The 20,827-nt window shown below is 57.0% G+C and carries 13 protein-coding genes and 1 pseudogene; 8 read left to right on the top strand and 6 right to left on the bottom strand.

What is annotated here, in order from left to right:
- Window positions 1–61: 61 nt before the first annotated feature.
- Window positions 62–1,528, bottom strand: a complete 1,467-nt coding sequence (gene nhaC, locus ACSBP4_RS06455) for a Na+/H+ antiporter NhaC (RefSeq protein WP_049967040.1) — start codon at window positions 1,526–1,528, stop codon at window positions 62–64.
- Between the two features lie 1,379 nt (window positions 1,529–2,907).
- Here nhaC and ACSBP4_RS06450 point away from each other — a divergent pair.
- Complete coding sequence (locus tag ACSBP4_RS06450) at window positions 2,908–4,218, top strand: aspartate aminotransferase family protein (protein WP_435551691.1); 1,311 nt, start codon at window positions 2,908–2,910, stop codon at window positions 4,216–4,218.
- Window positions 4,219–4,335: 117 nt separating this feature from the next.
- Window positions 4,336–5,625, top strand: a complete 1,290-nt coding sequence (gene gdhB, locus ACSBP4_RS06445; protein ID WP_006648164.1) for a glutamate dehydrogenase GdhB — start codon at window positions 4,336–4,338, stop codon at window positions 5,623–5,625.
- Window positions 5,626–5,716: 91 nt separating this feature from the next.
- Here gdhB and ACSBP4_RS06440 read toward each other — a convergent pair whose 3' ends face one another.
- Window positions 5,717–6,520 carry an IclR family transcriptional regulator gene (locus ACSBP4_RS06440; RefSeq protein WP_006648163.1) on the bottom strand — a complete coding sequence of 268 codons (804 nt, stop codon included), beginning with the start codon at window positions 6,518–6,520 and terminating at the stop codon, window positions 5,717–5,719.
- A 333-nt stretch (window positions 6,521–6,853) separates the two neighbouring features.
- Here ACSBP4_RS06440 and ACSBP4_RS06435 point away from each other — a divergent pair, with 333 nt between their 5' ends.
- The 3 genes from ACSBP4_RS06435 (at window position 6,854) to ACSBP4_RS06425 (ending at window position 9,488) form a co-directional block, all read left to right on the top strand.
- Window positions 6,854–8,083, top strand: a complete 1,230-nt coding sequence (locus ACSBP4_RS06435) for an HAD-IIA family hydrolase (RefSeq protein ID WP_435551690.1) — start codon at window positions 6,854–6,856, stop codon at window positions 8,081–8,083.
- Window positions 8,084–8,616: 533 nt separating this feature from the next.
- A complete protein-coding gene (locus ACSBP4_RS06430) occupies window positions 8,617–8,982 on the top strand; it encodes a UPF0175 family protein (protein ID WP_435551689.1) in 366 nt (121 codons plus the stop codon).
- On the top strand, window positions 8,982–9,488 hold the full coding sequence (locus ACSBP4_RS06425) for a twitching motility protein PilT (RefSeq protein ID WP_373633552.1): 507 nt from the start codon (window positions 8,982–8,984) through the stop codon (window positions 9,486–9,488). The genes ACSBP4_RS06430 and ACSBP4_RS06425 overlap by 1 nt, the downstream gene beginning before the upstream one ends.
- A gap of 399 nt (window positions 9,489–9,887) precedes the next feature.
- Here the strand turns inward: ACSBP4_RS06425 and ACSBP4_RS06420 are convergent, their stop codons facing one another.
- From ACSBP4_RS06420 to ACSBP4_RS06410, 3 genes and pseudogenes are all read right to left on the bottom strand, one after another.
- A complete protein-coding gene (locus ACSBP4_RS06420; RefSeq protein WP_435551688.1) occupies window positions 9,888–13,793 on the bottom strand; it encodes a PAS domain S-box protein in 3,906 nt (1,301 codons plus the stop codon).
- Window positions 13,794–13,868: 75 nt separating this feature from the next.
- Window positions 13,869–14,503 (bottom strand): annotated as a pseudogene (locus ACSBP4_RS06415) (IS6 family transposase).
- Between the two features lie 257 nt (window positions 14,504–14,760).
- Window positions 14,761–15,549 carry a TrmB family transcriptional regulator gene (locus ACSBP4_RS06410; protein ID WP_435551687.1) on the bottom strand — a complete coding sequence of 263 codons (789 nt, stop codon included), beginning with the start codon at window positions 15,547–15,549 and terminating at the stop codon, window positions 14,761–14,763.
- An 83-nt stretch (window positions 15,550–15,632) separates the two neighbouring features.
- Between ACSBP4_RS06410 and ACSBP4_RS06405 the strand changes: the two genes are divergently transcribed.
- The 3 genes from ACSBP4_RS06405 to ACSBP4_RS06395 all read left to right on the top strand — a co-directional run bounded on the left by ACSBP4_RS06405 (window position 15,633) and on the right by ACSBP4_RS06395 (window position 19,070).
- Entirely contained in the window at window positions 15,633–15,965 is a 333-nt protein-coding gene (locus ACSBP4_RS06405; RefSeq protein ID WP_435551686.1) for a DMT family transporter, read from the top strand.
- Window positions 15,966–16,059: 94 nt separating this feature from the next.
- Window positions 16,060–17,307, top strand: coding sequence for a digeranylgeranylglycerophospholipid reductase (locus ACSBP4_RS06400; RefSeq protein ID WP_435551685.1), 1,248 nt, complete (start codon window positions 16,060–16,062; stop codon window positions 17,305–17,307).
- A 620-nt stretch (window positions 17,308–17,927) separates the two neighbouring features.
- Window positions 17,928–19,070, top strand: a complete 1,143-nt coding sequence (locus tag ACSBP4_RS06395) for a tyrosine-type recombinase/integrase (protein WP_435551684.1) — start codon at window positions 17,928–17,930, stop codon at window positions 19,068–19,070.
- 15 nt (window positions 19,071–19,085) lie between these two features.
- Here ACSBP4_RS06395 and ACSBP4_RS06390 read toward each other — a convergent pair whose 3' ends face one another.
- Window positions 19,086–20,750 carry an acyl-CoA synthetase gene (locus ACSBP4_RS06390; RefSeq protein WP_435551683.1) on the bottom strand — a complete coding sequence of 555 codons (1,665 nt, stop codon included), beginning with the start codon at window positions 20,748–20,750 and terminating at the stop codon, window positions 19,086–19,088.
- Between the last annotated feature and the right edge of the window lie 77 nt (window positions 20,751–20,827).

Raw genomic sequence — 20,827 nt, 5'->3', positions numbered from 1 at the left:
GGATTCGACGGTGAACGGTACGGGGTTCGAATATCGAGCCGCGCCGAACGATCGGTGAGCCTTACTCGTCCCCGGCTGGAACGGGTTCGGCGTGTTCGACCGCGGTACTCTCCGCGTCTGCTGATTCCTTATGCGTGATGTTCCATCCAGTGACACCCATTAGGATGAGTATCAGGGGCGAGAGGAAGCCAAGGAAATAGTACGGCGCATAGTCGAACGTACTGACGCCGAGCGTTCCCGCCATGAAGACAGCGCCACTGTTCCACGGAACGAGCGCGCTCGTCACCGTCCCGGACGACTCGATGGCCCGCGAGAGGTTTTCGCTCTTGAGTCCTTTTTCCTCGTAGAGGTTCCGGAGCGTGATCCCCGGAACGACGATGCTGACGTATTGCTCCGCAGCGAGAACGTTCATCGACACGGCCGAGAACGCAGTCACGCCGGTCAGGCTCGCGACGCTACGACTCAGCCGGCCGAGATGGTGAGCGAGGACAGCGATAATACCGGTACATTCGAGCATTCCGCCGAGTGCAAGCGCCGAAATGGCGATCGTAACGGCCCACGAGCCGCCGACCATTCCGCCACTCGCCAGAAGGTCGTTGACGACCTCGAGTCCGGTTTCGGGGTTCGTACCGCTCTGGGCCGCGGACCAGATCTGCTCAAAGCCCGTCCCTTGCAGTGCGAGCGCGGTCGCCGCGCCGGCAAAGATACCCGTACCGAGGGCCGGAATCGCGGAAATACCGTATATCGCGAGCGCGAACGTTACCACGATCGGGAAGAACGCGAGCGGGGAGATCGTGTACGTACCGGCAAGTGCCGTCTGTATCTCGCCAACCCGGTCGGCCGGAATAGCTCCGGAGGCCTGGAGACCGAGGACCGCGAATAAGATGACACTGATCACGAACGCGAGCGTGGTTCCGTTCCGCATCGCGTTGATGTGGTCGTAGAGATCGGTGTTGGTGACGGCTGCCGCGAGGTTCGTCGTGTCCGACAGCGGTGATTGCTTGTCACCCGTGTACGCCCCGGTGAGGATCGCCCCGGCCGTCATCGGTGCGGGGAGGCCAAGCCCGGAGCCGATTCCGATAAAGGCGACGCCGAGCGTCCCTGCCGCCGTCCACGAGGACCCGATGGCGAACGTGATAACGGCAGTGATCACTGCCGTCATCGGAAGGAACACTGCGGGAGTCAACAGACTAAGCCCGTAGTACATCATCGCGGGTATCGTTCCCGCCTGGATCCACGTGGAGATGAGTGCATACACGATAAAGAGAATGAACACCACCTGAATCCCCATCAGGAGACTCTGGGTGATCCCTTCGTACAACGTATCCCACGAGACACCGAGCCAGTAGTAACTGAACAACCCGGTAAACGTGATGCCCCAGAAGAGGGGGAATTGCGGGTCCAGCCCATAGATTCCGATCCCGAGGGCGAGGAACGACAGCATTCCCGCAACCGGTACTAACGCCTCACCTAACGAGGGGCGGGCGTCCGGATCGAGTTCGTCGAAGAGTGTAATATCGTATTCCATTGTTGTCAGTCGTGACAGGCCACGCGATATTCGGATGCGGCCGCGGTCCGGACAACCGTGCCTCGAGACTCAGTCGGCAGTATGTTCGCTCCGTAAGGATAGGGTTGACAATGCATGTCGGTTCAACGATTCCGATGATCATTTATGTATCTTATGCTCTTGGAGACCGTCGTGCGTCGATATATGTGAGAATATTAACTACAAAAGGACAGTAGAGAGTTTGGCTATATCGAAGTGCAAGGGTGAAAGATCCACATAGCGGCCACAGAACGCGATCATTGGGACTGATGCATCCCGCTCGGTCCGACGGAAGTCGCACGTGGCCCAGGCCACTACCCGCTCGAGCAACCAACAGCGTTTCGTCATCGCTCCGGTTCGGGTGTCGATTTCAGCGGTTCTCGAGGTGATTCAGCGACGATTGCCTTACTCCATTGCAGCGCTATAGTAGCCGTTGAAACGATTCACACACTGATCGCAACGCCGTCGTTCGATTAGGTGTACAATGACTTTCAACGGCTACTATAGGTCCATCGAGATCAGGCGCCGTCTGTTTGCCGCTATTGCTATCGTCACGCTTGAAACGAGACACACTGATCCAACGCTGCCCTGCGATCGGGTGGACAGTGACTTTCAAGCGCGACGATAGCCCACCTCGAGCCGGACAACCCGGCGCGGTTATACGCCGCTATGCCACCGAGAAACCGGCCAGTATATTCGAGCCACCTGTTTGAGGTACACGAACTCGGGCCAGGGACGGTCGTTTGAATTCGCGTTCTCCCCCGCTTTCTAGGGGGAGAGGATTCAGTAGTACTCTCGTTGCAACTCGTTCGTGTACTGTGATCGGACACTGAACTGGAGATGGCGCAGTGCAGCAGGGGAGTTCGAAACGGTTGCGATCAGCAACGACAGCCACGTGATACGAGTTCGGAGAGACTATAAATTCGATCGAAAAGCGGCCTCCAGGGCAACGTCCGAACCGCTGACGAGCGGACGCTAAGCGCTCGAGTCAATAGCCAGCACGATACTATGCCGACCGACCGAATATCGGACGAGCAGAACCCGGCGGTCGTCTGCTCATCCGATTGACGGCAATCCGATCACGGACGTGTTTGAAACTTTCAAAGCAGTGGGCCCGATAATCGTCGACGTTCCCTCTTAGTTCCGTTTACGGGGCGAGACGATGGAGCCGAACAGGCGACCACCTATACAGACGTATGTTTGTAATGGAAAGCTACATTCCGGATCACGGTAATCAGCGGCTACCAACGATTCGTGCTGGAAAAGTTCGGATATATCGAACAAACAGTGCCGGTCCTATCGCACCGAGACACGGTCATCGTACGAAATATTTATATTGTGGTAGTGGATGTGACCAATGTATGCAGAGACAAAAAGCTGAGCCATCAGTCCAAAACTTACCAGGACCAAAGGCCGAAGAGTGGGTCGATTTTCACCACGAGGCGGCAGCAACGAGTACATACGTCTATGACTTCGTCTGGGACATCACCGAAGACGCTGAAGGGCCGTTCTGTACTGATCCCGACGGGAACGTGCTGCTCGACTTTACGAGCCACGTCGCCGCTGCGCCGCTGGGCTATAACAACCCGAAGCTGATGGACAAACTGCAGGAGTTCGACCTCGTCGACCCGCTGAAGATTGCGGGGCAGGACTTCTATGTCAGTACCGGTGGAACGCCGGAAGACACGGAACTTCCGGGCCCCGCCCATCTCATGAATACGCTGACGGATATTACCGATCAGTACGGGATGGATACGGTCTTCCTGTCGAACTCCGGAGCTGAGGCGGTCGAGAACGCGATGAAGGTCTGTTACGATAACTGCGAGCAGCCCAAATACGGCCTCACGTTCGAGGGCGCGTTCCACGGACGCACGCTCGGTGCGCTCTCGCTGAACCGGTCGAAATCCGTCCACCGCCGTGGATTCCCCGAACTCAGCGGCATCCACGACGTCCCCCACAGCATGGCCGGCGTCGAACGCCTCCGCGAGAAACTCGACCCCAAACACGGCCACATCCCGCCGGAACAGGTCGCCTTCCTCATCCTCGAGCCGGTTCAGGGCGAAGGCGGCTACCAAGTCCCGGAACCGGAGTTCATGCGTGCGGTCAATGACCTCTGTACCGAACACGATATCCCGCTCATCGCCGACGAGATCCAGTCGGGCGTCGGTCGCACCGGGAAAATGTGGGCCTCCGACCACTACGATTTCGAACCGGACGTCATCACGAGCGCCAAAGCGCTGCGCGTCGGCGCGACGATCTCGTCCGAGGAGATCTTCCCGGACGAAAAGAGCCGTCTCTCCTCGACGTGGGGTGCCGGCGATATCCTTTCCTCGATTCAGGGGACGCTCACGGTCGCAGCCATCCAGGAACACGACCTGCTTACCCACGCGAAACAGGCCGGCGAGCGGTTCGTGGGCCAGCTCGAGGAGCTTCAGGCCGATCACCCCGAGACGGTCGTCGACGTTCGCGGGCTCGGTCTCATGACTGCGATCGAATTCGATACGAAGGAACGTCGGGAAGCAGTCGTCGACGCTGCCCTCAAGCGGGGGCTACTGACGCTCGGATGCGGGCAGAAAACGCTCCGATTGCTCCCGCCGCTTGACGTTCGCGACCGCGAACTCGATATCGCCGTCGACCTCCTCGACGATGCGATCGACCACGTCGGATCGTAATCGAGTATCCCCTCGATGATCACGCGGCCCTGTCGGCACGATCCGACCACGTACCCGCACACACAGTGCTAGTCGCCGAACGATCACGACTCTCGACACCACCAACCGACTTCACCAATGACACAGAAACAGACCACTCACTCGGAATCGGACAGCGAATCGACGACCGAATCACCCCTCGAAACGGCTCGCCGGCAGCTCCGCACCGCTGCGAGCCGGACCGATGTCGACGACGGCGTCATCGAACGCCTCAAACACCCGACCAGAGTCGTCGAGGTCTCCATTCCGCTCGAGCGGGACGACGGCTCCGTCGACGTCTTTACCGGCTATCGCGCACAGCACGATGACGTTCGCGGCCCCTACAAGGGCGGACTCCGCTATCACCCCGAGGTGAACGCCGACGAGTGCGTCGGCCTCGCGATGTGGATGACGTGGAAATGTGCCGTGATGGACATCCCGTTCGGCGGCGGGAAAGGCGGCATCGTCGTCGATCCGAAAGACCTCAGCGACGACGAGAAAGAACGGCTGACCCGCCGGTTCGCTGAAGAGATCCGAGACGAGGTCGGTCCCAGCAGGGACATCCCGGCACCCGATATGGGCACCGACGCCCAGACGATGGCCTGGTTCATGGACGCATACAGCATGCAGGAAGGGGAAACGATCCCCGGCGTCGTCACCGGCAAACCACCCGTCATCGGCGGGAGTTACGGTCGAGAGGAAGCCCCCGGACGGAGCGTCGCCATCGTCGCACGGGAAGCGGTCGAGTACTACGACGAGCGTCTCGAGGACGTGTCGATCGCAGTGCAAGGGTACGGAAGCGTCGGTGCGAACGCCGCCCGCCTGCTCGACGAGTGGGGTGCGGACATCGTTGCCGTCAGCGACGTCAACGGTGGACTGTACGACCCGGACGGCCTGGATACACAGGACGTTCCGTCCCACAAGGAGGAGCCGGAAGGCGTACTGCGTTACGACAGTTCGAAGACGGTTTCCAACGAGGAACTCCTCGAGTTGGACGTAGACGTTCTCATCCCGGCCGCCATCGGGAACGTCATCACGGCCGACAATGCGGATCGAATTCAGGCCGACATCATCGTCGAGGGCGCAAACGGTCCGACGACCTCGACCGCGGACACGATCCTTCACGAGCGTGGCAAACACGTCATTCCCGACATCCTTGCGAATGCCGGCGGTGTCACAGTCTCCTACTTCGAGTGGCTCCAGGACATCAACCGCCGAACGTGGTCCAAGGAGCGAGTCAACGACGAACTCGAATCGGCGATGCTCGACGCATGGGCCGACGTGAAAGCGGAAGTCGACGCCCGAGGACTGAGTTGGCGGGACGCGGCGTACGTCGTGGCGCTCAACCGCATCGGCGAGGCAAAGGAAGCCCGGGGACTCTGGCCATAGGTCGGTCGAGAGATTCCGGCAGACATCGTTTCGTGACGTGATCGCCGACGGCGATTCGTGAGCGGTCCCGTCTTCGGCTCGGATACCGGACTTAGCGTGGCTGTTTGACGCCAGCCGTCTCGAGGTTCACTTCGATGATATTGGCCGCTTCCATAACTAACTCGGGAATCTCGGATTCGAAGTACTCCCCAGAGAGACGACTGGTCGGTGCTGTCACACTTATTGCCCCACAGACGGCGGCATCGGGTCCCGTGATTGCAGTGCCGACGGAGCGCATCCCTCGTACTTCCTCTTCATCGTTGACCGCGTACCCCTGCGTTTGGATCCGGTCGAGTTCCTCGAACAACGTTTCGAGATCGGTGATCGTCTTTTCGGTTCGTTGGACGAACCCCTGTCGGTTGATCAGCTTTCGGACCCGGTCTCGATCGAAACACGCTAACATTGCCTTTCCGGCCGCCGTGTGGTACAGGTACTGCGGTGACTCCCGCATTCGGAGGTGGTAATCCATTGCGATCGCCCTGTCACCGCTACTTTCGTAGAGCGTCACTTCCTGCCCCTGACACTCGACCGTCAGATGTACCCACTCGCCCGTCTTCTCGGCGAGTTTTTCTACTTCGTCTTGCCCTGCGCGGTAGATATCCGTCTGGTTTCGAACGCTTTCCCCCATCGTTACCAGCCGTACCCCGAGTCGATACTCGTTCCCCGATTTCGTGATGAACCCCTCGCTCTCGAGGGTCTCGAGATACGTATGGACCGTCCCCTTCGAAATATCGACCTCGCCGCAGAGATCGGTAAACGTCGGTGCCTCGAGATGCTGAATCGCTTCCAAGATAGCACTCGCTGTCTGAATCGATTTGATACGGCGGGGTGAATCGCTCGAGTCGTCGGCGTCCATATCGGTTATCATCTTCATCGCATCATATAGGTTTGTATATACCAAACTCACGGGGGCAGTGCCATGCTACGACGCTGCTCGGGACAACGGTCACAATCGTTTCACAGCCGAACCGATGACACAGTCTCGAGGAGCCACTAAACATCACTGCACAGTCGATCGTACTTCCACGATACGATCATTGGAACATGATATGTCATTTAAATTCGTTTTTTAGAGAACTCTCAGTGTGTTTGGCATTGCTTGTTGTTACCACGATGAGATCGATGTCTGATAGACTACGGGTGTGTTATTACAATGAGATATAAGTGGCTGATTCCGCTACTCTGTAGTATGATTGCTGAGAAATTCGACGTGTTCTTGTTCGACCTCGATGGGGTGGTCTACGTTGGGGACGAGCCACTGCCTGCTGCAGTTGACTCGGTAACCCGACTCTACGAGATGGACAAGGAGCTGCGATTTCTAACGAACGATCCACGCCCGACGCGGCGGGCGGTCGCAAGCGATCTTCGAGAGATGGGGATCAACGCACAGGAAGACGAAATCGTCACGTCAGGCTGGGCGACTGCACAGTATCTCTCCCAGCAGGATGTGACCACGACCGCCGTCGTCGGCAGTGAAGGCTTGAAAACCGAACTCCAGGCAGCGGGGATCGAGATTACGGACACTGATCCAGAAGCGATGGTTGTCGGCGCAAATGAAGAGACGACGTACCGAGATATTCGGCGGGCAACGAGGCATATCGATCGGGGAGCAGCGTTCGTGGGGACCAACCCCGATGGGTCGTTCCCGACACCGGATGGCCCTGCACCCGGAGCTGGGGCCATCGTCCGTGCAGTCGAAGCGGCCGCCGGAACGGAGCCGACAGTCGTCGGGAAACCCGAACCACTCATGTTCGAGATGGCCATCGATGGACTGTCCGCTAATATGAGCGCTGTCGTGATCGGGGATAGCCCGGCCACGGACGTACTCGGTGCGCACCACGCGGGACACACTGGGATTCTGGTAGCCGACGAAGAACCGACTGCTGCATCCGCTCGTGACCGACAGGAGCCAGAGCTGACGGTTTCGACGCTTGCTGACCTGTTTACCGAGGAAATCGAGCCGTGGGAATCGCCGCCATATTCGTGGCCGGATCAGATTCGGCCGGGCGTCGCGGCGGTCGTGACTACCGATTCGGATGAGGTACTGTTGTTAAAACGCGCCGATACGGAACAGTGGGCGCTTCCAACGGGCTCGGTCGAACGGTGTGAGCCAGTCCAAGAGGCAATTTCACGGGAAGTCATGGAGGAAACGGGAATCCGTATCCAGGTCGAGGAGTTAACCGGTGTGTATTCCCAGCCTGAGCAACAGGTGTTTTCGTATCCATCCGGAAAGACAGTCCACTTCATTACGAACTGCTTCCGGTGTACCATCGAGGCGGGGACAGCCGAAGCCGATGAAGAGGAAGCACTTGAGGTCGGATTCTTCGGCGTAAACGACTTGCCGTCCGACATCCTTCCGATGCAGCCACAGTGGATTGCTGATGCCATTGATATGAGCGGCCCTTGTGCAATTCGATAATCCACAGACCGTACTAACCAGTTGGACGGACTCTTGAGCGTGACGTGGACGGTCTCTTGTAGTGTGACCCCGAGGCCGTCCACTTGGACAGGTCGAGTTCCCCGACGAGTACACTCACTCGCCGATCGTGGCGGCCGACAACACGCTCTTGAAGAAGGAGACGGAAACCGAATAGCGAGTACGAACACGCACCGATTGTAACAGCCGATAACACGCTCACGTTTTTGAAGCAGGAGACCGGAATTGGATAGTAACGGAACTCTCCCCGCGATTGCGCGTCGTTTGAGTGGCGACACTAAGATTCTCGGAAAAGCCCCGAATCAGTTGCCTACGGAACAGGAATGGCCGTTTAGAAAGCGATCTGAAGCAGATTCTGGTTATCGGTTCGGTCGATACCACGCACTACAGGCCCGCTATACCCGTTTTATCCTCATCTTCCGAAGTACACCAGTAGTTGAGACCGGTCGTCTCAATGCATATGGCAGTCCGCCGTAGTTCATAAATAGTATGAAGACGTAGTCTGGGGTAGAACGATGGCACGAATCACCGGTTCCTATCCAGACGATCTTGATCTCCTCATCGAGGGTGCTGTCGAGGCTGGTGTGTTCGGGGGAAAGAGCGATGCGTTGCGAGAGTTCGTGCGTGAGTATTTCGAAGACCACGAAAACGAACGCATCGCTGCTGCAGTCGCCCTCTACGAACGCGAGCGGATCACGCTGGGTGATGCTGCGAGACTTGCTGATGTCGACCGCTGGACGATGCGGGATATTCTCCGTGAACACGGCGTTGACCTCCGTCTCGGGCTCGCGGACGAGAAGAATGCAGCCTACGAAGCGGAGGCGGCGACGGAACTCGAGTTCGATGATGAGCCTGCTGATAACGAGACATCGGACTCGTAATGACGACTGCCGATATTCCAGCGGACCCAAGCGTTCTCAATACGACCGTTCTCTCGAACTTCGCCTACATCAACCAACTGTGGGTGGTGGCTGGACTCTCGGGAATCTGTACGGTGCCGGTCGTTCGCGAAGAACTCCACAATGGTGTCGATGACCATTCCTACCTTCAGTCAGCGCTGGACGTACTCAATGCGGAGATTCCAGTCGCGACAGTTTCGGATACTGTTGCAAACCGTGAAGCAGTCGTCAGCGACCATCTCGATCCCGGAGAAGCACAGGCATTTGCGCTTGCCGACGCACACGACGGTCGGTTACTGACGGACGACAGCGACGCCAGAGCATTCGCGAAAGAACAGGGCGTGACCGTTGTCGGTTCGGTCGGCGTCCTCCTGGCCGCCATTGATGCTGGGCGGATTAGCGAGGAAACTGCGGATGAATGGCTCTCAACGTGGATTGATGAAATCGGATACTACGTTCCATATCGGAACATTACGGACTACCGGTAACGTTTCGGTTTCAGTGACTCCGTCATCCGAGTACAATTGGAATTCTACGTGTGATCGAACCATCTCCGGCAGTTGTTTCGACTTCCTCAGAAGGGATTCCCCGCTCAATGTGTATGCGAGTATATCACGGTGTTCACTACAGACTCGGAGTTAATTACTTGCTTTCCGTGACTGCCAGTTGACTTCGCCATCGGAACCGGGTATATGTAACCGGACGTATTGTGGCGGAGTATCACTCTTAGAAACCGTCTTCTGGAAGGCATGATACCCGATCGACTCCCCAATATGCTAAAGATATGGAAATTGGAAGCTTTCTCATCTTCCAAAGTACACTAGTAGTTGAGACCGGTCGTCTCAATGCATAGGTCGCAGGCACGGTTTGCTCACTGACAACGAGTACTATTTGGACCGCTTGAACTCAAAGCGTGCCCCGCCATCGGTTCCGTTTGTCACCGAAACCGTCCAGCCGTGTGCCTTCGCAATATCGGCCACGATCGAGAGCCCGAAGCCAGTTCCTCCGTCACTGGACGTGACGCCATGCTTGAACACGTCGTCTCGCCTCTCTTGGGGAATCCCGCTGCCGGTATCCTCAACGTAGAATCCATCGTCTCCGTCTAGTCCACCCACGGTCACCGTGACATCGGCACCACCGTGTTCGATTGCGTTCCGGAATAGATTCTCTAAGAGTTGGGTCAGCCGCCCTGCATCCCCGGTGACTGTCAGGACTTCATCTGCAACTGTAAGCGTTGCCTCCTCCGTGTCAACGTATCCCCACGCCTCCGTCGTAATACTCTCGAGGTCGATCTCTTCTGCATTCTCGATCGTCGTCTCCCCACGTGCCAGCGTCAGAAGGTCCTCAATGAGCCGTTCAATTCGGTCGTGTGCAGATTCTACTTTTTCAAAGTGTTCCGCGTTCCCGGTCTCCTCCGCGATCTCGAGAAATCCCATTGCAACGGAGAGCGGGTTCCGCAAGTCGTGGGCAACGACGCTCGCGAACTGGTCAAGTCGCTCGTTCTGTCGATGTAACTCCGCTTCTCGACTCGCTCGTGCGAGTGCTGCCTCGACAGTCGCACCGAGAATTCGAAACAGATCGATGTCTGTCTCAGAAAAGGCCTGCGTGGAAATCGATCCTGTCGAGATGAGCCCATACTCACCTAGTGGGACGAGAATCTCACTTTGGATCTCTGTGTTCGGGTTGTGGGGTTGACCCTCGGTCTGGACATCATCATATACCTGGGTTTCTCCGGCCTCAAACGCGTCCCAAGCGAGACCGTCCCCGGGGGTGAATCTGGGAGAAGCGCCAAATAGGTCTCGTGCTGTGGGAGTCTCTGTGATTGGGACGAGTGCGTCCTCTCGCTCGTCGTATTCCCAGATCCCAGTAATATCAAGGTCAATTATTTCGGCTGCCGCATCAACGGCGATAGCTCCGATCTCTTCGCTTGATTCAGCACCGCTAAGCTGCTGTGCGGTCTCCTGAAGCGATCGAAGGCGGGTTTCCAACCGTTTCTGTTCAGTAATATCCTCCAAGACGGCAAGGATGCTCGTGGTTTCCCCGTCGGAATCTGTAATCGGCGCGACCGACAAGAGCAGGTCCAACTCGTCTCCGTCTTTTGTCTCCCGGCGTATCTCCTTCGCTCGAATTCGCTCGCCGCTCAGGGCGCGCTGCTTGTGTGACGCAAACTCGGCCTCCTGGTCGTCCGGGACTATCGGATTGAACTCGCCAAGTACTTCTTCCCGCGACCAGCCGAACATATTTTCAGCCTCATCGTTCCAACGAATGACGGTGCCGTCAGTGTCGATCTCCATGACGGTGAGTGGCGTGGCCTCGATGAGTGATTCCAGTCGCTGGTTCGTTGCTTCGAGTTCGCGCTCGCGCTCGACCTGCTCGGTGACGTTTCGAGCGATGCCCACAACTCGAACGGTCTCGCCATCGACGATGACCGGTGCGAGACTCGTCTCCCAGAACCGAGCATCGTCACTGATATCGAGTTCTTCACGATACGAGATCGGGGCACCCTGATCGACGCAACGAGTGTAATTGACTTCGAGATCAGTACCCTGCTCGTCGCCGAACACTTCTCGCGGCGTCTTGCCGCGAACTTCCTCAGTTGTGAGCCCGGTCTGTGTCTCGTATCCGGGGCTGAGTCGAGCAAACTCGAATGAAGGGTCCTCACCAGCAGTATCGACGTCAAGCAAGAATATCGCGTCCCCTGATGTTTCGAGCAACGCCTCGTATTCCTCCGCGAGCTCTTGATGCTCACGCCCTTCCGCTTTTCGCTCCGTTATATCCTGAAAAACGCCCCGAAGTGCTGAGTCGCCGCGCTGTGTGTCGTCGACGTATTCACCCCACGCCCGAACGTCACGCACCTCTCCGTCGGGTCGAACGATTCGGAGATCGAGGTCGTACGGCTCCCCGTTTTCGATTGCCCGGTCGACTGCTGCGGTAATCATCTCTCTGTCGTCGGGGTGGTAGAACTCGATCGCGTCGTCGAGGGAGGGCTCGTAGTCCTCGTCGACACCGTGAATATGACGGACCCCGTCAGACCAAATGAGCTCGCCGCTCGATGGGAAGAATTCCCAGATACCGACATCCGCGATGTCCTGAACGCGGTCGAACAGGAACTCTTGACGCTCAAGTTTGGCACGGTCACGACTGCGCGAAATCTCGGCACTCACGAGTTGGGCTAACAACTCGACGAACGTTCGTTCAAGTGCTCCGAACGGAGCGACTCGCGTCGTTGGACTCGAGAAATTGACGGTTCCGTAACGCGTGTCGTCGACGACGAGTGGCACGCCGATGTACGACTCTAACTCGAAGTCACGGTAGGCAGGATGCGTCTCTTTCCCGTCGCTAACGGCGTCTGCAAATGAACAGACCGAATCCGTACCGACGACTTCTGCACAGTACGTCGAATCGAGATCGAACTGATCGCCAGCTTCGATATCGGCCTCTGGTGCATGAACTGCTTCGACCGTGTAGTCGCTGTCCTGAATCCGCGAGACGATGCCGATTTCGAGCCCGAGGGTCTGACAGCCGACTTCCAGTAGATTCTGGAGGCGTGATTCGTCCGAGACATCGCTTTCTGCCATGACGGTTTGGAGGGCCTGAAGTGCGTCCCGCTCTCGTTCCAGTTGCCGCTTCACCTCGCTTTGTTCGGTAACGTCTCGAGCGACAACGAGTATCTGTTTACTTTTTCGACTCTGGAACGGCGTTATCCGGACGTCGAACGTTCGCTGACTGCCCCCGGCCACGACGTCGAATTGGAGGTCTGTATCGTACAGCCCGGTGGATCCATCATCGCTCTCGACCTCGTCGAGCGTCGATTCGATTGCCTGGGAGAATCGCGTTACAGCAGAATTGCTAATGCGGTCACCGACGACCGTTTCGAGCTGTTGTCCTGTGAGTTGGGCCGACTGATCCCCTGCGAGCAACCGCTTTGCAGCCGTATTCGCGAACTCGATATCACCTTGCTCGTCGAGGACGAACACGACGTCGTGGATGTTCTCCAGAATCGCATCACTGCGCTCTAACTTCAGTTCCCGCTCTCGCTCGGTAGTAATTTCACGCGAAAAGACGGTCAGCCCGTCGTCATCTGGAAACGCTCGCACTTCGACCCAGTAGTCGAATGGCTCTTCCAGACGCTGTTCGAACGATACCGGTTCACCAGTCTCCATCGCCGTTCGATACTTGTCTTCGAGTTCCGTCCCGACGATCGACGGGAACTCTTCCCAGATGGTTTCTCCGACGACCGCGTCCGAGTCACGGCCGATTCGTTCGGCCATTTTTTCGTTCATATACTCGATGCGCCAGTCGCCATCGACGGCGTAAATCGCGTCAGTTGCGCGCTCGAGCGTTCGTCGAAAGCGTCGTTTCGTTTGCTCGGCCTCCTGTTGTTTCCGTGCAGCGCTCGCAAGTGTTCGAATGCGGGCCGCAAGTAGTGTGAAGTTATCACGTTCCGACCGTATTGGGAGATAGTCCGATACGCCCGCACGAGTCGCTTTGCTCGCGATTTCCTCGCTCCCTTGTCCGGTAAATAGGATGATCGGAATTGTATCGTTCTGCTGCCGGATCGACTCCGTAAGCCCGATTCCGTCGGAATCTTCGAGCGAGTACGCCGTGACGATACAGTCGATTCGGTCCGTAGCAAGACTATGAAGTGCCTCGTCGACACCGTCCGCAGATAGATAGTTGATCTCGGTACTGGTCTGTTGGAGTTTGGTTTGAACTAACTCCGCGAACGCGGGATCGGAGTTCACGTAGAGGACGCGGATTGGATCGTCCAGTTCGTCAGTGGTACCGAGCACAGTTACAGAGATTTGACGGTCTAACTGGTTAAATATTTCTTGCGAGACACCCTCGTGGGTTATCGAGGATCGTGTTTAGTTTGTAGCATTCTGCCGGACGGCGAAGGCTTGAAGCCACGATTCTGCGGTTGATGGGTTAGCGTGACTAAAACAGTTTGAGAACGAAGAGGTACGGCGTTTTACCTCTCTACAGAGACGTTCGACAGCATTCCGATTTCCGTGCTTTTCGTATCGAAATCGGAGTCCGTGTCGACGGAGTGCTGTCTGGAGATGCTGTGCGCCATCGACGAGAAACACAGCGTTTTCGACATCGTGTTTCTCCGTGAGTTCTTGCAGAAACCGTTCAGTCAACGCGGTCGTAGTCGTCGAGAACAGCCGTATATGGAGGATTCTGTTCGTTCAGGATCGACTGCAGCGTACAGCCAATACCGGTGATCATCGATTTGAATCACGGTCTCGTCGAGCGCAACGTGATTCGGAGTCGCGTCAGTTGCTGGCTGTAGATCGGCTTTCTGCACCCAATCATGAACGGCCTTTCGCGATCGTTCGACACCGAACTTTTCGAGTTCTCGAACGGTATTCGAAAGCGATAATCCAGCAAGATGTAGTCGAATACCGAGTTCCAGTAGCTGAGGCGGTGTCCGTTCTCGCTCCACAAAACTCAAATCGATCAAGTCGCTACACCCGCTGAGGCAGTCGATTTTTGGCATGGACACCACAAAATTGTGCCGCCTCACTTTTCACGCTTAACTAAACACAGCCCTATCGGCAGTGGCAACAACTATCAAAGTAATCTCATCTACTGTTACGCTTTGGCGGAATCGCCATAAGCTAACTTCTTGCACAGATCGTGTCCTTCGAAACTACACAGCACACCAGGAGTTGAGACTGACCTTCTCAATGCACAGAGGCAATATCGGTTTGAGTCAATTACATCACATCACGTCTTCCATACATCATCACTGTCTCACTCAAGGAGGGGAACAGCATCGGTCCACAGTCGTTGGAAGTACTGCTCAAACTCGGAGACCACTTGCGAATCTTTGATCCCGATCACACCGATCCTGTCTTCACCAGATACTGGATGTAGCACATCGATCGTCGTCTCCACATTATCCACGATATCAAACGAAAGCGCAATCTCAGGGGTCGTTCTGACAGTTATGTCTGCGGGCTGGTTTTCAATTAGGTGTGGGAATCGATCAGGGAGGACGGTAACTGCCTTTTCACTGAAGAGGAGGTCAACAGCCAAATCGGTATTAGCACCCTCGAAAAAGCCTTCCACTTCAGATTGGAGTGTCTCCCACGTCGCATCCTCGTAGGGAGGCCCGACAGTTGCTTTGACAACATTCTCCGCGGTTCGCATATGCTGCTGGAGCGCTGTACTCATTTCGTCACTCCCGAGCGATCCAAGCCAGAAACTACTCTCTGTTGGTGGTGTCGGCAAAAGGTTCGAACGAACTGTTTCTGCTTTCTCGCGGTAACGATCCCACTCTTGTTTCAGTTCATACGCTCGTTCAGCCAGAAGCCTGTCGACGACGGTTTCTGGCTGTACGGCCACGTACTGATTTGGGTCGCTTGACTGTCTCCAGATCAACTTGCGAGCTTCAAGGCCGTTTAGTACGTCGTAGATCCGGCCTTTTGGGACTCCACTAGTATCAGAGAGTTCAGCTGCCGTCACTGCTCCTGTTACGAGAAGGGTTCGATAGGCCTTCTCCTCGTAACTTGAGAGTCCAAGCTCGCCCAATTCCGTCATGCTTTGTCATTGTGCCTCCAAACAAATTGTAAGTGCTGTTTTGTTTCAATAGTCGTATCTCGGGGGCTTCGAGACCTAACGATATGCATCCATACGTACTGCTCGCTGGTGCAATACTCTCCGAATTATTCGGGACGACTGCCCTCAAACTCTCGGAGGGATTTTCACAACCGGTTCCCAGTATTGGGGTTGTCCTCGGATATGGGGCAGCGTTCTATCTACTATCCCTGACGTTAGAGGAATTACCGATGGGTGTCGTCTATGGGACATGGGCAGCATTGGGTATTATCGGTGTGGCAGGTATCGGGGCCGTTGTTTTTGATGAACCAGTTGATCTGGCAGGCCTTCTCGGAATTGGCCTCATTATCGGTGGCGTCTACTGCGTCAACGTGGTGTCACAGATGTCTGCCCACTAAGATGGTGGGCACCGGGCCTGTGTGGAAACAACCGAAAAGTGGCACTGTGTTCCAACATCTTGTTCGTCCGCTCCTGAGTAGTTGTTCTCCAACGATGTCAAACAGGTATGATGTAATCATCGCTGGGGCAGGTCCAGCGGGGGCGCAGTGTGCACGAGATCTAGCTGACCGTGGGTACGATGTTGTCGTCCTAGAAACCGAAGCAGAAGATGAATTCCCAGCTCAAAGTAACAAATCTACCGGCGGAACGTTTGCGTCAATGATGACCTCCTTCGGCATCCCGGATGACGTCGTTATGCACGCGACTGAATCAGTAGTTCTTGAATCTCCAAATGAACACTTTATCCAGGACCAGCCGGGCTTTGTCTTGGACTTCGAGGCGTTCAAGAAGTTCCTTGTCGAGGATGGTCGTCACAAGGGTGCTGAGTATCGGTTTGATGCTCGTGTTCGTGACCCGATCGTCGAAGATGGTGATCTCGTTGGTGTCCGTTATAACCGTGATCAGGAGGTCTTTGGCGAAATCGTTATTGATGCTACGGGTCCGGCTGCGCCACTGGCTAAAGATCTGGGGATAGCCAATCTTGAGCGGGAGAACCACGCGATTGGTATTGAATACTTATTCGAAGGCGTCGATCTCAATCATCCCGAGTTTGCTGATCTCACTGACGCGATGATGTTGCGGTTGGACCACGAGTACGCCCCTGGAGGTTATTCGTGGATCTTCCATACGGGTGACGACACAGCAAAAGTCGGCATCTGTTATATCCAGAACGAACGCTATCAAGAAAACGCCATTCACGATCGCACCGTCGACGGGTATCTCGAACATTGGCTTGATACTGACCCACGGTTCGAGAACGCCAGACAAATCGCAGAGAGTCCAGTTCGGGGATCAGCACATGTACAGCCCCCCGGATCGATGAGTACTGATTCGTTTATGGCGATCGGTGATACTGTCCCATCGGTTGATCCTGTCTGGGGAGAGGGAATCTACAAGTGTATGAAATCAGCTCGCGCAGCTGCGATGACAGCCGATCGTTGTCTGACAAGGACGAAAGACACCTCTGCTAAGGAGATGAGAGTCTACGACGACCTCTGGAAGGAGCAAGTTGCTCCCAGACAAGACCGACGATTGATGATGACGAGGTTGCTATACCTTGCACCAAACGAACGGTACGACCGACTCATGCAAGATCTGAACAAGCTTTCTCGAGATACCCTTTCAGATATTAACGATGGGAGCAAGCGGGAAATTGTAAAACTGTTGTATCCCAGTGATCTATCCTACCTCTGGAAATACTGGCGAGAAACACAATTTGGGAGTGTCTCGTACTCCAACTAACCACAACACTTCCGCTGATGAATCCAACTTCTATCCGATCTTGATCAACTGGTCTTGGACGTTTTGCTATCAGTACCCACATGGCTATGACCCCCGAGTCGCGTCGAACAGTCTTCCGCCAAATCGCTCATTGTTCCTATGTCGATTGGCCAACGTATGGGTCTAGCCCGCTGTTCGATCGCTCGTCGCTTCCCGCACTGGAGTCGGATGTCCGCGTCGTCGCAAAAACGTGGTTCCAACAAGACGAACACGAGGGCGTTGAACCATTCGTCCACACATTACCGCTTGCATACGTCCAGTTCGATCCCTACGACCGGTATGCAGGATCGACGAGCTACGAGATGGAGACACTATTTCGCTTGTTCCTGCTGAAAGAATGCCATGGCTGGGACCACAAGACGGCCCTCGAAGCACACCATTTCATATATCAATATATGATTTATCGATTGGAAATCTACTACACTGATGGATTCTACCCCTCGAATTCTGGCGAATCACCGCCACAACGAAACACTCTTGATTAGTCGAATAATCAAGTGTGGTTTTATGAGTATCCACTCCCTCTGGGAATCACGAACGATGGATTTCGGCAGGAACCGGCGTCTCGAGGGTGATCGAGCGTGACTACCTCCAAATCGACACCGGTCGGAGAGTCGCTCGAGGCGTTCCTTCGATCGAAATCGAAAGGCGGCGAGGAAAGCGGGAACTACCGACGGAACCTCGAGCGTTGTGTCGAGGACTTCCTCGAGTGGCTCGCGGCCGATCCCGACTCGAACGGAACCTTCGACGACCTGGACGAACGGACGTTCCGACGGTACGCACGAGAACTGACGAGCCGAGACCTCGCATCGGGGACCGTTCGGACGTACTATGCGCAGGTCAGCGCGTACGTCGGCTGGTGCGTCCGCGAGGGGCTCCTCGAGGCAAACTACGCACAGCGCAACGTCGCCACGGAACCGCTCCCGGAGACCGACGGTCGACGGTCGGGCGATCAACAGGCATGGACCGACGACCACAGATTACGGATTACGCGCTACGTCGACGAACGCGCACACAACGCGGCCGACGAGAAGGGTCTCGACGCCGTCCGGGAGTTCCGCGATCGGGCGCTTGTCTACGTTCTCTGTTACTCCGGGGTCCGCGGCGGCGAGATTTTCGCGGATCCGAAAGACGACCGACGGAACGGCCTCAGGTGGGACGACGTCTCGCTCGAGGATCGGACGATGACCGTTCTCGCCAAAAAGCAAGACTGGTCGGATCGATCACTGACGGAGCAGACGATAAATCCTATGTCGCGATACAAAAGATTGCTCGATCCCGCCGGGGGAGACTGGCCGGTCTTTCCCACGTTTCATCTTCCGACGCTCTACGAGACGCTTCGGACGGGATTACGGGACGAACACGGCTGGTCGGCAGCCGAGGTCGAGGAGTTCGTCGACGGGTTGACCGGTCAGATCGCCGTTTTCGATGCGCTCCGGGAGTACGAACTGACACCGCCCTCGATCAACACGGACGGCGCTCGACGGATCATGCGGCGACTGTGTGAAGAGGCCGGGATTCGACTCGAGGATAAACACGGGTATCTCGCACCGCACGGTGGCCGACGGGGAGCCGGCGAAGTCATGGTTCGCCAGCGGGGCTTTACCGCCGCTGCTCGACTCCTGGATAACAGCGAGGAGGTGGTTCGGCAGTCGTACTCGCATATCGAGGCAAAGGAGATGGCCGAGGACGCCGGCCGTGCGTTTTCGGAACACGACTCGTGACGGCCGCCGCGTCCGTCAGCTCTCCTCGTGGTCTCGCAGCGAGGCCCGCCGGACTTTGCCGGTGGCGGTCTTGGGAAGTTCGTCGACGATCTCGATTTCGCGCGGGTACTCATACTTCGCAAGCCGGTCGCGGACGTGCTGGCGGATCGACTCTCGCAGGTCGTCGCTCGGTTCGGCGTCGGCGGTCAACACCACGAACGCCTTCGGTACCTCCCCGCGCTCGTCGTCGGGGACGCCGATCACCGCGGCGTCGGCGACGGCCTCGTGGCCGGCGACGCTGTCCTCGACTTCTTCCGGACCGATACGGTAGCCCGCGGAGATGATCACGTCGTCTTTCCGCCCCACGAACGCCACGTAGCCGTCCTCGTCCATCCGCCCGAGGTCCTCGGTGAGCAGCCAGCCGTTTCGCACTTTGCCCGCCGTCTTCTCCGGTTTGTTCCAGTACTCCACGAAACAGACGGGGTTGTCCTCGTAGCGAACGGCGATTTCGCCGGTCTCGCCCGTCTCGACGGTCGGTTCGGCCGTCTCTGGATCGACGATTGTCACCTCGTGACCGGGACCAGCGCGGCCGATATAGCCCTCGCGGAACTCCGTTAAGGCGGTGCAGTCGCCGACGAGCATGTTCGCTTCGGTCTGTCCGTAGCCTTCGTGGACGGCGGTGTCGCCGAAGGTGTCCTGTGCCCAGTCGACGATGGACTGGCCCAGCGACTCGCCGCCGCTGGCAATGGTTCTGAGCGTCCCCACGTCGAACCGATCGGTGTCATCGACTTGCATCATCATGCGCAGGGCCGTCGGCGGCGCGAAGAAGTTCGAGACGCCGTACCGTTCGATGAGTCGGAACGCCGACGCGGGGTCGAACTGACCGCCGTTGTAGGCGACGACCGGCTTCCCGTAGTAGAGCGCGGGCATCACCACGTCGAACAGAGAGGCGATCCAGGCCCACTCGGCGGGCGTCCAGAACACGTCGCCGTCCTGAAGATCCATGTTCCCGAAGGTGGTGACGAAAAGCGGCAGATGACCGAGTACCAGCCGGTGTGCGTGGCGTACGCCCTTCGGATCGCCGGTCGTCCCGGAGGTATAGATGAGGATGGCGTCGTCCTCGGCGTCCGTCTCGACGGTGTCGAACTCCCGTGAGTGGTCGTCGATGGCGTTCCAAAAGGCCGCTTCACCGGCCGCCTCGTCCGGCGTTACATCGCCGACGGTCAGCGTGGTCTCGAGATCCGACAGCGACGCGCGGGCCTCCCGGAAGTTCTCGATATTAGATTCGTCGACGACGGCCGCGACGGCGTCACAGTCGTCGAGGCGGTACTCGACGGCGTCGGGGCCAAAGAGCGTCGAGAGAGGGACCGACATGGCGCCGAGCTTCCAGGCGGCGAGATGGGCGAACACCGTCTCCGGCCGCTGTGGTGCGTTCACGCCCACGCGGTCGCCGGCCTCGACACCTTGTGCCCGCAGGTAGTTCGCCAGTCGATTGGTCACGTTTCGCATCTGCCAGAAGGTGTACGTCACCTCGGTGCCTGACGCATCTTCGGCAAACAGTGCGACGCGGCTCTTGTCGTCGGCCCACCGGTCACACAGGTACGTCGCCATGTTGAACCGGTCGGGTACCTCCCACTCGAACGCCTCCCGCAACTGCTCGTAACTGTCCCAGTCGTCCTCGTAGAAATGGTACGCGTCCAAGCGTTGTCCTCGTGTCATGGGTGTCTGTGATGTAGTAGCATTGGTTTCTCCGGTGATTCACTCGCTTGGCGAGGTAA

It is taken from the genome of Natrinema sp. CGMCC1.2065 (assembly GCF_051225675.1).
Lineage (GTDB): Archaea > Halobacteriota > Halobacteria > Halobacteriales > Natrialbaceae > Natrinema > Natrinema thermotolerans.
This window is presented reverse-complemented; position numbering and strand designations above follow the sequence as displayed.

Bases quoted from the DNA above. Each gene is read 5' to 3' on its own strand.
- nhaC (WP_049967040.1), bottom strand. From the start codon at position 1,528: ATGGAATACGATATTACACTCTTCGACGAACTCGATCCGGACGCCCGC.
- ACSBP4_RS06450 (WP_435551691.1), top strand. From the start codon at position 2,908: ATGCAGAGACAAAAAGCTGAGCCATCAGTCCAAAACTTACCAGGACCA.
- gdhB (WP_006648164.1), top strand. From the start codon at position 4,336: ATGACACAGAAACAGACCACTCACTCGGAATCGGACAGCGAATCGACG.
- ACSBP4_RS06440 (WP_006648163.1), bottom strand. From the start codon at position 6,520: ATGGACGCCGACGACTCGAGCGATTCACCCCGCCGTATCAAATCGATT.
- ACSBP4_RS06435 (WP_435551690.1), top strand. From the start codon at position 6,854: ATGATTGCTGAGAAATTCGACGTGTTCTTGTTCGACCTCGATGGGGTG.
- ACSBP4_RS06430 (WP_435551689.1), top strand. From the start codon at position 8,617: ATGGCACGAATCACCGGTTCCTATCCAGACGATCTTGATCTCCTCATC.
- ACSBP4_RS06425 (WP_373633552.1), top strand. From the start codon at position 8,982: ATGACGACTGCCGATATTCCAGCGGACCCAAGCGTTCTCAATACGACC.
- ACSBP4_RS06410 (WP_435551687.1), bottom strand. From the start codon at position 15,549: ATGACGGAATTGGGCGAGCTTGGACTCTCAAGTTACGAGGAGAAGGCC.
- ACSBP4_RS06405 (WP_435551686.1), top strand. From the start codon at position 15,633: ATGCATCCATACGTACTGCTCGCTGGTGCAATACTCTCCGAATTATTC.
- ACSBP4_RS06400 (WP_435551685.1), top strand. From the start codon at position 16,060: ATGTCAAACAGGTATGATGTAATCATCGCTGGGGCAGGTCCAGCGGGG.